The 12,677-nt window shown below is 62.5% G+C and carries 15 protein-coding genes; 3 read left to right on the plus strand and 12 right to left on the minus strand.

Annotated elements, in window-relative coordinates; genetic code table 11:
* Both nrdI and nrdH read right to left on the minus strand, forming a co-directional pair.
* Complete coding sequence (gene nrdI, locus AC5RU9_RS07770; protein ID WP_211712246.1) at positions 1 to 471, minus strand: class Ib ribonucleoside-diphosphate reductase assembly flavoprotein NrdI; 471 nt, start codon at positions 469 to 471, stop codon at positions 1 to 3.
* A 50-nt stretch (positions 472 to 521) separates the two neighbouring features.
* Complete coding sequence (gene nrdH, locus AC5RU9_RS07775; protein WP_011775022.1) at positions 522 to 764, minus strand: glutaredoxin-like protein NrdH; 243 nt, start codon at positions 762 to 764, stop codon at positions 522 to 524.
* Positions 765 to 1,160: 396 nt separating this feature from the next.
* Here nrdH and AC5RU9_RS07780 point away from each other — a divergent pair, with 396 nt between their 5' ends.
* Positions 1,161 to 2,126: a LysR family transcriptional regulator gene (locus AC5RU9_RS07780; protein ID WP_494015964.1), complete on the plus strand. Its 966-nt coding sequence runs from the start codon at positions 1,161 to 1,163 to the stop codon at positions 2,124 to 2,126.
* Between the two features lie 50 nt (positions 2,127 to 2,176).
* Entirely contained in the window at positions 2,177 to 2,680 is a 504-nt protein-coding gene (locus AC5RU9_RS07785; RefSeq protein ID WP_494015965.1) for a DUF2004 domain-containing protein, read from the plus strand.
* Between the two features lie 28 nt (positions 2,681 to 2,708).
* On the opposite strand, the gene AC5RU9_RS07790 is transcribed toward AC5RU9_RS07785, so the two are convergent.
* Genes AC5RU9_RS07790 through AC5RU9_RS07815 form a run of 6 tightly spaced genes read right to left on the minus strand, consistent with a single transcriptional unit; the run spans position 2,709 to position 7,808 of the window.
* A complete protein-coding gene (locus tag AC5RU9_RS07790) occupies positions 2,709 to 3,413 on the minus strand; it encodes a hypothetical protein (protein ID WP_494015966.1) in 705 nt (234 codons plus the stop codon).
* Positions 3,410 to 4,411 (minus strand): vWA domain-containing protein, encoded by a 1,002-nt coding sequence (locus AC5RU9_RS07795; RefSeq protein WP_494015967.1) that lies wholly within the window; start codon positions 4,409 to 4,411, stop codon positions 3,410 to 3,412. Before AC5RU9_RS07795 ends, AC5RU9_RS07790 begins: the two co-directional genes overlap by 4 nt.
* Positions 4,408 to 5,397 carry a vWA domain-containing protein gene (locus AC5RU9_RS07800; protein ID WP_494015968.1) on the minus strand — a complete coding sequence of 330 codons (990 nt, stop codon included), beginning with the start codon at positions 5,395 to 5,397 and terminating at the stop codon, positions 4,408 to 4,410. Before AC5RU9_RS07800 ends, AC5RU9_RS07795 begins: the two co-directional genes overlap by 4 nt.
* Entirely contained in the window at positions 5,388 to 5,852 is a 465-nt protein-coding gene (locus AC5RU9_RS07805) for a hypothetical protein (protein WP_494015969.1), read from the minus strand. Before AC5RU9_RS07805 ends, AC5RU9_RS07800 begins: the two co-directional genes overlap by 10 nt.
* Complete coding sequence (locus tag AC5RU9_RS07810; RefSeq protein ID WP_494015970.1) at positions 5,842 to 6,789, minus strand: DUF58 domain-containing protein; 948 nt, start codon at positions 6,787 to 6,789, stop codon at positions 5,842 to 5,844. The genes AC5RU9_RS07805 and AC5RU9_RS07810 overlap by 11 nt, the downstream gene beginning before the upstream one ends.
* 11 nt (positions 6,790 to 6,800) lie before the next feature.
* Positions 6,801 to 7,808: an AAA family ATPase gene (locus AC5RU9_RS07815; RefSeq protein WP_211712238.1), complete on the minus strand. Its 1,008-nt coding sequence runs from the start codon at positions 7,806 to 7,808 to the stop codon at positions 6,801 to 6,803.
* A 109-nt stretch (positions 7,809 to 7,917) separates the two neighbouring features.
* Here AC5RU9_RS07815 and AC5RU9_RS07820 point away from each other — a divergent pair, with 109 nt between their 5' ends.
* Positions 7,918 to 8,121: a hypothetical protein gene (locus tag AC5RU9_RS07820; RefSeq protein ID WP_442789694.1), complete on the plus strand. Its 204-nt coding sequence runs from the start codon at positions 7,918 to 7,920 to the stop codon at positions 8,119 to 8,121.
* A 28-nt stretch (positions 8,122 to 8,149) separates the two neighbouring features.
* On the opposite strand, the gene AC5RU9_RS07825 is transcribed toward AC5RU9_RS07820, so the two are convergent.
* From AC5RU9_RS07825 to AC5RU9_RS07840, 4 genes are all read right to left on the minus strand, one after another.
* Positions 8,150 to 9,022, minus strand: coding sequence for a carbohydrate ABC transporter permease (locus tag AC5RU9_RS07825; protein ID WP_494015971.1), 873 nt, complete (start codon positions 9,020 to 9,022; stop codon positions 8,150 to 8,152).
* On the minus strand, positions 9,019 to 9,888 hold the full coding sequence (locus tag AC5RU9_RS07830) for a carbohydrate ABC transporter permease (RefSeq protein WP_494015972.1): 870 nt from the start codon (positions 9,886 to 9,888) through the stop codon (positions 9,019 to 9,021). Before AC5RU9_RS07830 ends, AC5RU9_RS07825 begins: the two co-directional genes overlap by 4 nt.
* Entirely contained in the window at positions 9,885 to 11,270 is a 1,386-nt protein-coding gene (locus AC5RU9_RS07835; protein WP_494015973.1) for an extracellular solute-binding protein, read from the minus strand. Before AC5RU9_RS07835 ends, AC5RU9_RS07830 begins: the two co-directional genes overlap by 4 nt.
* Positions 11,271 to 11,370: 100 nt before the next feature.
* The gene (locus tag AC5RU9_RS07840; protein ID WP_494015974.1) at positions 11,371 to 12,570 is read right to left on the minus strand and encodes an ROK family transcriptional regulator; all 1,200 of its coding nucleotides are present in this window, start codon (positions 12,568 to 12,570) and stop codon (positions 11,371 to 11,373) included.
* Positions 12,571 to 12,677: the final 107 nt, after the last annotated feature.

Consider the following 12,677-nt stretch of genomic DNA (forward strand, 5'->3'; position numbering starts at 1 on the left):
TTACTTCTGTTTCTGCGACAGTTGTGTCCAAAACTTTTCCAGCCCTTCGTTGACCCGTTGGACGTCTTCTGGCGTCCCCATGAGTTCAAATTTGTAAAGATGCGGCACCTTGCACTTGACGGAGATGATGTCTCCCGCCGCGCAGTAGTTGTCCGCGAAGTTTGTGTTCCCCGCTCCGATAACACCGCGGATCAGTTCCCTGTTCCCGGGATTGTTCAGAAATCTGATGACCTGCTTCGGCACGGAACCTTCGCCGTTCGTTCCGCCATAGGTAGGCAGTACAAGGACGAAGGGTTCAAGGGCGTGAAGCGGAGCGTCCTGGGCATAGAGCGGGATGCGCGCTGCATCCCTGCCCAGTTTCTGGACGAATCGTTTGGTGTTCTCGGATGTCGAGGAAAAATAGATGAGGTGACTCCTCGTGGTCACAGCTTCCGTCGCATCGCGCACGGTGGCCGCTGCCAGCGGTGCCATGGGAGTCACCTCAACTACATAGGAATTCTTGGTGTGTGTGGTGGCGAAAGTCAGGCCACGGAGGAAACGGCCTGGGCCAGTTCCTCGATCTTGTCCGGGCGGAATCCAGACCAGTGGTCCTGCTCGGTCACGACAACGGGAGCCTGCATGTAACCCAGTGCCTTGAGGCGCTCAAGGGCCTCGGCATCCTGGGAGATGTCGACACTCTGGTAGGCAATGCCCTTCTTGTCGAGTGCCCGGTAGGTTGCGTTGCACTGAACACAGGCCGGCTTCGTGTAAACCGTTACGGTCATGATCCCTGTCCCCTAAGTTGAAGTCTGATTCTCTTCGTATCTGGCGGGCTCAACCGGAACTGATTACTGAATCCGATACCGGCCCGCGGGCTGCCGTGACAGCCAACACGCTCTGATTTTGTCTTGTGCTGGTTTCCCGCTCAATCCGTAAATCGATACTACATGTAGTGCAACCGCCGAACTGGAACCCCAAGATGATGTATTACAAGTATGTCATTCAATCCACCGCTCGTCCACAGGGCAGGGGCTTCAAAATGTCCGTGATTCCGCCAAACTGAGAGATGTCATCCACACCCTGTGGACTACTTAGCCACATTTAATCTTCAGCGTGTCGCGTGGATACGGCGTGTCGTGACACTTTGAAAATGTGGCGTGGCGAACAGCTAAAATCGGCTGATGGTCAACCTCCTCCACCTCCGCACACTCATGGAGGTGACCCGCCTTGGTTCGTTCGCTGCCGCCGCTGCCCAGCTTGGCTACACAGCCTCTGCGGTCTCGCAACAGATGGCCGCACTGGAACGTGATACCGGCGTCGAACTCTTTCAGCGGTCGGCGCGCAGCGTTGTCCCCACCGAAGCGGCGCTGACCATGACACGGCATGCCTCCAAGGTCCTCACGGATGTTGAGGCCCTGATGGCCGCCGCGTCCAGGACCAACGACTCCCCGGCGCAGGAACTTAGGTTGGGCATCTTTCCCAGCCTCGCCACCTACGTCCTGCCGGACATCCTGCGGAACGAGCGCTGGAACGGATTGGGCATTGAACTGAAGGTCTCAGTGGCAGAGCCGGCACAAACCATCCAAGGGCTGCGCAGCGGCGGCGAACTGGATGTGGCGCTGGTCTACCAGGTGGGCCAGTCCGGGCTGGCGTGGCCCCACTCGCTGGAACGGCAGTGGATCGGCGACGACGACTTCCGCGTTGTCCTGCCCGCGTCGTGGAAGATCCGCGAAGATGCCGAAATCGAGGCAGCCCACCTTTCCGACATGCCGTGGATTGTGCACCACCCTGGCACCAGCGATGCCCTGGTCATTGAGCGCCTGTTCGCCAGCTGCAACCTGCACCCTCGTGTCGTGGCCTACAGCGACGACTTCCATGCCAGCCTCGAGATGACCGCAGCCGGCCTTGGTGCTTCGCTGGTACCGGAACTGGCCCTGCGGAACCGGCCGCCCGGCGTCGTGGTCCTTGACGTCCCGGACATCAGGCTGGCCCGTAATGTGTTCGCCCTGCTCATCAACGAAAAGCGCACGGCACAGGTCCAGCTGTTCACCCAATTGCTGGCCGACACGCTCAGGGACTCCTCCGGAAAAAGCGGCCTCCACCCCCTGAAAACCGCGCCGGTCAAGGGCTCCCAGCGGCGCAGGTGAAATATTCGCAATTGCTGGAACCCGCCGGTGGTTGGGGTTAGATTGATCACATGGGCAAGCTAGCGAGCAAACACTTTGGGGAAGTCGAGCTCAACCACGGCAGTGAACATTGCTTCGTTGCCAGACATGAACTCGGCGGCAATCCGCTTGAACTTGACCTCAATGTCACTGCGCACGACCACTTCGACGAAGCTGCCATGCGAAAAGTGGACTACCGCCTGCGCTTCCTGCCCGAGCTGGTGGACCAGGTCAGGGAGATGATCGCTGACGAACTCGACCAGGACGGCACCAACCCCCAACAGTTCCTGCATTTCCACAGCTCACAACTCAAAGAAGAGCAGCTGGAGTCCGTTTTCGGTGTCCGGGACAAGGGCCAGCTCACCAACGATGTCTTCCTGAACGCCCTCAAGCTGGGCCATGTGGCCATCTACCCGGGCCAACCGGAGCGCTACTTTGTCCTGGACTTCACCCTCGGCTCGCACTTCACCGACGAACTCCTGGTGGTCGCCGCCGATGAGGACGGCGTAGTGGACGACGAAATCCTGTGGGAGTAGCGCTCCATTAAACGCCGACGGCGGCCGGTCACCACGGCCTGTCAACTCCCGGTCCATTGTCGGGACCCCGCAGGTATTCGTCGCGTTGCTGGCCTTCGGACCGCTCCCTTTGTGCCTGTTGCGCGCTGTCCCCAAGATCCTTCAGTTTCCCGGCCTGCGGGTCGGCTGCCTTGTCCGGGGTGGTCGGCGCGTTGCCGCCCTGCCCGGCCGCGTCCGGGACCTTGCCGGCGAGCCGTGCCGCAGCCGAGTCCAATGTTGAGCCTTCTCCGTCCGCATTGGCTGGGCCCGCTTCCCGGCATTTCAGCGGAGCAGCGTCCGCAACGTCCAACGCCTCCTTGAACAACCGGGCTGCCGTGCCCTTGTCCGCTGCGGTGTCGCCCAACTTCTCGATACTCAGGACCAGATTGACTCGGACCTTACATTCATCGTCACCGGCACCCACCTGTAATGCGGCCTCGAAATCGCTGCGGGCTGCCGCGAACTCCCCCGCCAGCACATGGGCGTCACCGGAAGCAAAGGGCGCCTTATACGGCTCCACCACGTTGGCCACACCAAGCCACGATGCTGCCCGCGCCACGTCGTCGTGTTGTCCGTTGCGGAAGGACTCCCCCGCAACATTGCCCAACAGGCCAACGCTGAGGAGCTTCGCAGCAACCGCGAGGACCAGGAGGGCTGGAAGAGCGGACCAGAGCACCAGCCGCAGGGGCCGGCGTCGTGCTGTTCGGTGGTTCACGGGGTTGGCTCCTTCCGCAGCGACCGGCGCAGGTTCACGAGTTCAAAGAAGTGGCGCAGGGGTTCATGCATTGCCAACAGGAACGCAGCCAGGGCGAACAGCCAGTAGAGCTCCACCCGGCCCGCGCCGTCCCCGGTGGTGGTGGTCAAGTTTCCCAACTGGATGCCACGGAGGATGTCGGAGGCTGGCTCTGCGCCTGTCCTGTGGGCATAGGGGACGTGGAGCTGATCGGCGATGCGCCCGAGCTGTGCTTCGTCAATGCGGGAGACAGCATCCTGCGCCGTGCCGGAACCCCGGTCCTTGACGTACGCCGCGCCACCCTCAGCCGATTCCCTCATCCGCCCGCCTTCGCCGGTACCGTAACCGAGGACTGCTCCCCCGGCAACGTTGGAGGCATCCATGGGCGTGGGCGGCTCTGCGCTGGTATTTTCTCCGTCACCGGCGTAGAAGACCAGCGCCGGTCGTCCCGGATGGTGCTTCTGCGCGGCGTCGAGACTGTCCTTCAGGAGCTGGGCTGCGATGGTGACGCTGCTGCCCGACGCGTAGCGTGCCCTTTGCGGTTGAAGCGTGGCCATGGCGGTCTGCAGTGCCGTGGCGTCCTGCGTGAGCGGCATCCGGACAGTCGCTTTGCTGTCAAAGGTGATCAGCGAAAATTTGGCTCCGGCAAGTTCCCGGGCGACTGCGGTCACGTCCTCTTTGACCCCGGCCAGGCGCGTTTCGGTGCCGCGGTAGTCCTCCGCGGCCATGCTGGTACTGGTATCCACCACGAAGAAGACATCAATCTCCGACGAAGCGCTGACGGACTGACCGCCCATAAGGCCCGGCCGCATCGCGGCGACGAGAAGAAGCACGACGGCGGCACCCCGCATGGCGGCAGGCCGCACCGGCCTTTGGAGCCGAGTTCCCCGCTGCCGGACCAGGGTCCAGGCGGTCAAAATGAGGATACCGAAGCCAGCCAACACAAGCACCGGCCACGGCAGAATCGGTTCGAAGGTCATGGTTCAAGCCGCCATCCAACGACGAGCATTCCGACTCCCGCCATCAGGGCAATCCCCAGCGGCCATACAGGCGTGTCCGTGACGACTGCCTGCGGGGCTGCGCGATAGCTGGTGGCTTCGGTTTCCTGCACTTCGCGGACGATGCCCGGTACCGCTTCGGGGCTGTCCAGTTTGTAATAGGTCCCTCCCGTACGCTCTGCTGCGGTCTTCAGTTGAGCTCCGGGTTGGTCGGTTTGACCACCGTAGTCCACGTCCCCCGGGTTGAGGGCATGCACTTTGACGTTCTTGCCCGCAGCCAACGCCGCGGCCGCTTCCAGGGTGAAGATCGGTTCGCCTGACAGGAAATTGTCCGTTGCCAGCACCACCGACCGCGAGCGCTTCGCTGTCCCTTGGTCACCACCAGTGTCCGTATCCGGGAAACTCTGAACGCAGGAGGCCAGTCCGTCACCGATCAGGGACGAACCTTCGCCGTTCCAGGTGCCGTCGAAGAAGGATCCGGCCCCGTCGTCCAGGGCTTCCTTGGCGAGTTTGAGCTGTTCGGCGGCGTACTCGTAGTCGTCTGTGAGTGGAAACAGTTGAACGCTGCTGCTGTCGAAGATGACCATGCCGATCCGTTCGCCGTCGAATTCCTTGGCCAGTTCCTGGAAGACGGCGGCAATGGCTGCGTCGGTGCCGGTCATGGACCCGGAAACGTCCAGGCAGAGCACGATGTCCCTGTTGCGGATTTCCGGCTGCTCGGTGGTCCGTTGGGTGGGCCTTGCTGCGGCAGTGGCGGTGGCGGCCAAAAATACTGTTCCCAAGACGACGGCGAGCGCCAGGCGTAGACGGCGCCGGCGCAGGGCCTGCTGGTATTCGGGGAGCCCGGTCAGCCGCTCGCCGTACGCCACCGCACGGGTGGGCATCGGTGGTCGGCGACGGTGCAGCCAGGCGGCGAGGACCACCACGGTGGCTGCGATGGGAAGGACCCACCAGTAGCTCAGTTCCATTCGAGCACCACCCGGCGGGCGGCAGCTGCGGATTGGCTGACTGTTTGGACGGGCAGGGGCGCAAATTCGTTGGGGTAGATCCGTGCGATCCCGGTTGCCAGGTCCGCCATCCCGTGGCGGCGAAGTTCTTCGAGCGTCATGGAGGTGATGGGTAGCCCCGTGGCACTTCCGGCGAACTCGCGGACCAGGAAGCTCAACCGTTGGTGGGCGTCGCGTTCCGGCAGGCGGCCGGCGTCGGCGTCTGATGCTGTGGCGTCGATAGCGGTGAGGCAGGTGCTGCGCAATGCGTCCAGCGTGGGGCGGGCAACGGCTGGCTGGCGGGCAGGAGCTTTGGTGCGGGCAGGCCAGAGCACCCAGGCATACCAGGCTGCTACCAGGAGCAGCAGCAGAAGCCCCAGCCATAGCCAGAGCTGTTGGTAGTTGAGTGGAGCGTAGAACCCGGAGTCATCCTGCACGGCTGCCGCCTTTGGCGCGGTTTCCGGTCGTTGCGGCCCTGTTTCCGGTCGAGGCGCGGGAGCGGTGTTTTTCGAGGAGGGTGAAGATTGCGGTCAGGACCTGCTCGCTTCCACCGGCTTGTTCTTCGGCGATACCTAGGCGTCGGAAGGTATCCCGTCGCCGCCGTGTGCGTTCCTTGACGGCGGTGGCGTACGCGGCGCGCACCTTGCTATCCATTGCCAGGGGTGAGGGGATCGTTTCCGCGGTCCGGACGTCGGTGCTGTCTTGGACGACGCTGCCCCCTGTAGGTGCCAGCTCGGCGTCCTGGATGGTGAGCCAGAGAACTTCGTGCCGGGCGCGGAGTCGTCGCAGCATCGCTTCCGTGGTGTCATCCGGGAGGAACTCATCGGCGACCACCACAATCAACAGCCGTCCCTTCAGGTATCGAAGGACATAGTCGAGTTGCTTGGCTATCTTCCCGGCGGGACTGTCCAGGGTTATCTGTGCATCGACGTCCCGTAGGAGGCGTTCCAGGTGTTCCTCGCCTGCGCGTGGAGGCACGTAGAGGGAGGCGGCTTCGTTGCCGTGCAACAGGCCCACATCGTCACCGTGACGGCTGGCGAGATAGCCCATGACGCCCGCGGCGTGAACGGCGATGTCCTTCTTGGCTTCACCGGAGGAAGCCTCAGCGGCCATGTTCCGTCCGGTGTCCACCAGGAGCAGCACCGAATGGCGGCGAACAGCCACGTAACGCTTGATCAGGGGTGATCCGTGCCGGGCAGTAGCTTTCCAATCGATGTCCCTGACTTCATCTCCCGGGACATAGGCGCGCAACTCGTCAAAGTCCAGGCTTCGGCCCTTGAAGACCGAGCCGTATTCGCCGTCGAGCAACGTGAGGGTGCGGCGATGCGCGAAGATGAACATCCTGGACTTCACGCGGCGGAGAAGGCTTGGCAATGGCTGGTCCGTTACGGCGTCTGGACCGAGGCCAGGACGGCATCAATGACGGTTTCGACCGAGATGCCCTCCACTACGGCATCGAATCCGAGAATGATGCGGTGACGCAGGATGCGGTGGGCGAGGTTCTTGACGTCCTCCGGGATGACGTGGTCGCGGCCGTTGAGCAGGGCCAAGGCCCTTGCCGCCTGGCTGAAGGCGATGCTTGCCCGTGGACTGGCACCGAACTCAACCAGGCCGGCAAGTTGGGGTTCCAGGTACTGGCTTGCGTTGCGGGTGACGTAGGCCAATCCCACGATGTACCGGACAATGGCCGGATCGATGTAGACCCTGCGCACCAACTCCTGAACCTGGAGCACGGCATCCAACGATGCTGCGGCGGGCGGCTTCAGGTCAGGGTTGAACACGCCCGCGTCGATCCGCCGGATCACTTCTGCTTCCTCGGCCGGGCTCGGATAGTCCAGCACGTCCTTGAGCATGAACCTATCCATCTGCGCCTCGGGAAGGCGGTAGGTTCCTTCCTGCTCAATGGGGTTCTGCGTTGCCAGCACCAGGAACGGCTTGGGCAGCGGATATGACTCACCGCCAATGGATGTCTGCCGTTCCTGCATGGCTTCCAACATGGCACTCTGTGTCTTTGCGCTGGATCTGTTGATCTCGTCAAGCAAAACGATGTTGGCGTGGACCGGGCCCAGCTGGGTGACGAAGGTCCCCTTCGCCGCATCGAAGATCTGCGTCCCGGCGATGTCGCTGGGAAGAAGGTCCGGCGTGCATTGGATGCGGCGGAACTCTGCGCTGACCGATTCGGCTATGGCTTGGGCCGCGGTGGTTTTCGCAAGACCCGGGACGCTCTCAAGAAGCACGTGACCGCCGGTCAGGAGTCCGATGACCAAGGTCTCGCGCAACCTGGTTTGGCCCACCACTTTATTTTCGAAGCTGCGGACAATGCTGCCCACGAGTTGCTGGGCACGGGCCATGTCCGGGGCATCAATGCCGGCCGTGGCTGTGGTCTGTTGCACTCGTGGTCTCCTCGCTGGCGTTGTTTGGCCACTCTATCCAAGTCGGGGCCCGAAAAAGCCGCAATGGGTAGCCCTCCCCATGCGGACGCCACGGGTCTATCCTTTTGCCATGCATCAGCTACCAGCCGCCTACCAGAACTACCTCGCAAGCCAAACCCAGCATGTTGTGGACGCGGTGCGCCCGGTCCTGCTGCAGTCCGCAGCGGACCAACGCCACGGAGTCCGGATCGTCTACAACACGGGCTCCACGGGCCACCAAGCCCATTTGGACGAGTCAATACCTTACGGCGAAATCATCGAGGATATCGACTGATCCCCCCGCTGCTTCCCCGGTGGCCGCGCTACCCTTTCATGGCGCCGGACAGGGCAAACGAGTTCCCCATGCCCCGGGACACCAGGGCATACAGGACCAGCACCGGAACTGAATACAGGATCGAAAAAGCCGCCAGCTGCCCGTAGGCTATGGCGCCGTGCTGGCCAAAGAAGCTGAAGATCGACACGGATGCCGGTTGCTTCCCCGTGGACAGCAGCAGGATAAAGGGGACGAAGAAGTTCCCCCACGCCTGGATGAACACGAAGATCATCACCACGCCCAAGCCCTGCCTCATCAGGGGCAGCACGATGGTGCGCAACGCCACCAGGGGCGATGCACCGTCGATCCAAGCTGCCTCCTCAAGTTCCAGGGGAACAGAGTCCATGAAGTTCTTCGTCATCCAGATCGCCATGGGCAAGGTGGTGGTGGCCATGAAAAAGATGGTCGCAGCCATGGAATCAAGCAGGTGCAGCTGGACGAACAGACCGTAGACCGGAACCATGATGGCGGTCACGGGCAACGATGTACCGAACAGGACCGTATAGAGGAACGGCTTGTTAAACCGTGACTGGTACCGGGACAAAGGGTAGGCCGCCAGGACCGCAGCCAACACGTTCACCAGTGCGGTGCCGGCCGAGAGCAGGAAACTGTTGGCAAGGGGCCGGAACAACAGCTCTGGAGTCAGTACGGCACGAAAATTATCCAACGACGGCGTTTCGGGCACCTTGGCCTGGTAGCTGGCTTGGGGATCGACGGCGGCAAGCACCAACCACAGCAAAGGCACCACGAAACACACCCCGACAAGGACCAAGGCGATGTCCGCACCCAGCTTCGCCCGACGGCGTGAGCCGGTTCCCGGCGTCGTACGCTTTGTCGCCGATGGCGCCCGCGTCCGGCTCATGCGCGTTTATCCCGCAGGAGCTGCACATACACCGCGCCAAAAACCATGCCCAACACGATCAGCACGGAAGCCACCGCCGTTCCGTAACCGATGTCACCGAACTTGAAGGCCTCCTGGTAGGCCAGCACCGGCAGCGTGGTGCTGGCGTTGGCTGGTCCCCCGGCGGTCATCACCCAGATCAGGGTGAAGACAGCCAGAGTTTGCAGCGTGATCAGCATCAGATTGGTGGCTATGCTGCTCCGGATCAGCGGGAGGGTGATAAATGCCAGGCGCTGCCAACCCCGCGCTCCGTCCATCAGGGCTGCCTCGGTGACGTCCCGGGGAATGTCCGCCAGCGCGGCCCGGTACACCAGCATGGAGAAGGCCGTGCCGCGCCAGGTATTTGCAAGGATGATCGCCACCATGGGGAAGGAATACAGCCAATCCGGGCCCTGGATGCCCACGCCGCCCAGGATCTGGTTGAGCGTCCCGTCCCGGTTGAAGTAGGCGTACGCGGCAAAGGCTGCAACGATCTCAGGAAGCACCCAGGCCGCCACCACCACCGTTCCCACCCATGACGACACGACACGTCGCGAGCGGGTCATCAGCAGTGCAATCAGCAAACCCAAGGCGCTCTGGCCAATCACGGCCGATGCCATGACGAACACCACTGTCAGCCAAGCGGCCAAGGGAAAGGATTCATCACCAGCCATTCGGGCGTAGTTGTCAACACCCACCCACTGGGGGTCCCTGGCTCCTTTCCCGGACAAGGCAGCATCGGTGAATGATGCGTAGAACGACCACACCACCGGGGCCAGCAGGAACACCATCAGCAGCACGATGGAGGGGACCACTGGCAGGAGCCGCAGGAAGCGGCGGATCCTCATTTCTCCAAAACCTTGTCCTCCCCTACCAGCTTGCGGAGGGCGGCGTCGTAGTCGGCTGCGGCATCTTCGGGGCTCTTCTTTCCGGTGATCACGGCTTCCGTGGCTTCCTGCACGGCAGTCGAAATCCTCGGGTAGTCGGCCGTCGCGGGCCGGTAGTGTGTGACCTTGACCAGGTCCGAGACATCCTTCACGAACGGGTTGGCGGCCAGGTACCCGGGGTCAGTTGCGACATCAGTCCGAACGGCGATCTGGGAGTTGTTGATGTCGTAGGACAGCGCGTTTTTCTTGTTCAGGACCGTAGTGAGGAACGTGAAGGACAGTTCGGGGTTCTTGCTTTTCGCTCCCACGGCCAGGGTCCAGCCACCGGACATGCTCACCCCGCCGGGTTCCTGGCCTTTTTGAGTGGGGAACATCGCGGCTGCCATGTCCTGTTCGTAGCCGGGCCATTCGTAGGCTCCGCCCTTCTGCCAGAACGACGGCGCGTAGGAGCCTTCCACTGTGGCGCCCAGTTTGCCTTGCGGGAACCATTCGCCAAAGACCTTCTTCCAGACATTTGCGTCCAGGGCCTCGGCCGGGCTGACAGCGAGCTTCTCGTCATACAGCGTTTTCAGGAAGGCCAGGGAATCAGTGAATCCCTGCGAACCAACCACCCATTTTTTCTCCCGCTCGTCGTACAGGGTGCTGTCCGTTCCATACAGCAGTTCGTAGAATCCCTGCATGACCGTGCCCTCACCGGTTGCCTTTCCGGCGTATATGTTGAAAGGGATGGCCTCCGCGTCCGCGGCCTTGATGGCGCGGGCTGCGGCCAGGATGTCCTCCCAGTTTTTCGGTTGCCACGGCACAGGGATGCCGGCCTTCCGGAAGACGGCTTTGTTGTACCAGATGGCACGCGTGTCGGTGCCAAGGGGCACTGCGTAGATGGCGCCGTCGTCGGCTCGTCCTGCTTCCTTTGCCGCCTCGTCGAACGCGGACCACTCGCCCCATTTCGCGAGGTAACTGTCCAGGTTGAGGAGGTAGCCGGCGTCGACGTCCGAACGAACCTTGAAAGTATCTTCGTAGAAGACGTCCGGGGCCGTATCGGTCGAACGCTGCGCCAGGGCCAGTTTGGTCCCATAATCGTCGTCATTGGCCTGGATCGGCTGGAGGTCGACGGTCACCCCGGAATTGGCGGCTTCGAATTCCTTCTTGGCATCCTGCATGACCGCGTCCAGCGCCGTGAAGGAATCGGTTTTTTGGTACACGATCTTCAGGGTCTTGTTCCCGGCTGCATCAGGTGTGGGTGAGCACGACGTCGCCGCTGCAAGGACAGCGGCGACGGAGAGCATGGCGGCAGATCGGTAGAGGGCAGTTCTTACCCGGAAGGTCATTGTTCGGCGGCCCATGAGGCTCCAATCGGTCGAAGGTGGCTGCAAGCCAGCACTTCACCGTGACACCCATGCGACGTGGCCCAGCCTTGCGGATATTCAGTTGTCCTGCCTGGCCTTAGCCCTCCAGCAGGAGCCTTTGTGCGCGTGGGGCGAGCATGTGTTCCAGGACCAGGCACGCAGCACCGATCGCGCCGACGTCTTCGCCGACCCCTGTGCCTACCACTTCAAGCCCATGGATCATGCGGGCTGCGTTGTTCCGTTCCAACAACGCAGGCACCCGTTCCATGAAGTACGGCGACATCCGGCCCCAGAACGGGCCGCCAAAGACCACCCGCTCCACGTCCAACGTGTTGGCTACGACGGACACCGCCCGGGCCACGAGGGTGGCCGACTTGTCCAGGATCGCAATGGCCCTGGCGTCACCGCCATCGGCTTTGTCGCACAACTCGGCGAACCGCTCCTGGACTTGCGGGCCGTCCGTTCCCTGGCGGTTCCCGTCGAGCACGCCAGCTTCTTCAGCTTCGGCAACAAGAACCTGCGGGATGCTGGAGGACTTGACGCATCCACGCTGGCCACAATCGCACAGGGGACCGTCGGGATCCACCACGATGTGGCCGATTTCGCCTGCGTTGCCGGACGTGCCTCGAACGACTTCGTCATTGAGGACAATGCCGCAGCCGATACCGGTTCCCATGTACATGAAGATAAAGCTGCCTGCGCCACTGGCGCCGCCCGCCCACGTCTCAGCAACCGCTGCACTGGTGACATCCTTGTCCACCAAGGTCTCCAGGCCGGTGGCCTCAGTCAACGCTTCGCGGATGCGTACCCTGTTCCAGCGTGTCAGGAGCGGAGGGTCCACCACCGAGCCCTCATCGAGGTCGATCGGACCAGGCACCGCAACGCCGAGTCCGGCGATCTTGGACGCGTCCACGCCTGACTCCTGGATGAGGATGTCGATTTGCGCTGCAATGCTGGTGATCACGTCCGCCGGGTCGCCCCCCGGGGTGGCCATGCGTGAATGCCTGACGACATCGCCCAGCAGGTCCAGGACCACAAAAGTAATGACGGCCGGGTCCAGGTGCACGCCCACCGCGTACATCCCGGCGGGGTTCAGGCGCAGGATGGTCCGGGGCTTACCCGGGCCCGAGCCTTCCTTGCCGGCCTCCATGATGAGCTGCTGGTCAAGGAGTCGCCGGGAAATGTTGGATATGGTCTGCGGCGAAAGCCCAACAATTTGCGCCAGTTCAACGCGGCTGAGCCCTCCCGAGGATCGCCGGATCGCCTCCAGGATGACGGTGAGGTTGAAGTCCCCCATCCTGGGTAGGTTCGTTCCGCGCCTAGGTGTCGGCTGCCGGATCTCAGTCACTGATGCCCCTCGTCATTGGAAAAACGTCGTCAATTAAGTCTGTCTGAATCGTACGA

It is taken from the genome of Arthrobacter sp. B0316-5-4 (assembly GCF_059090325.1).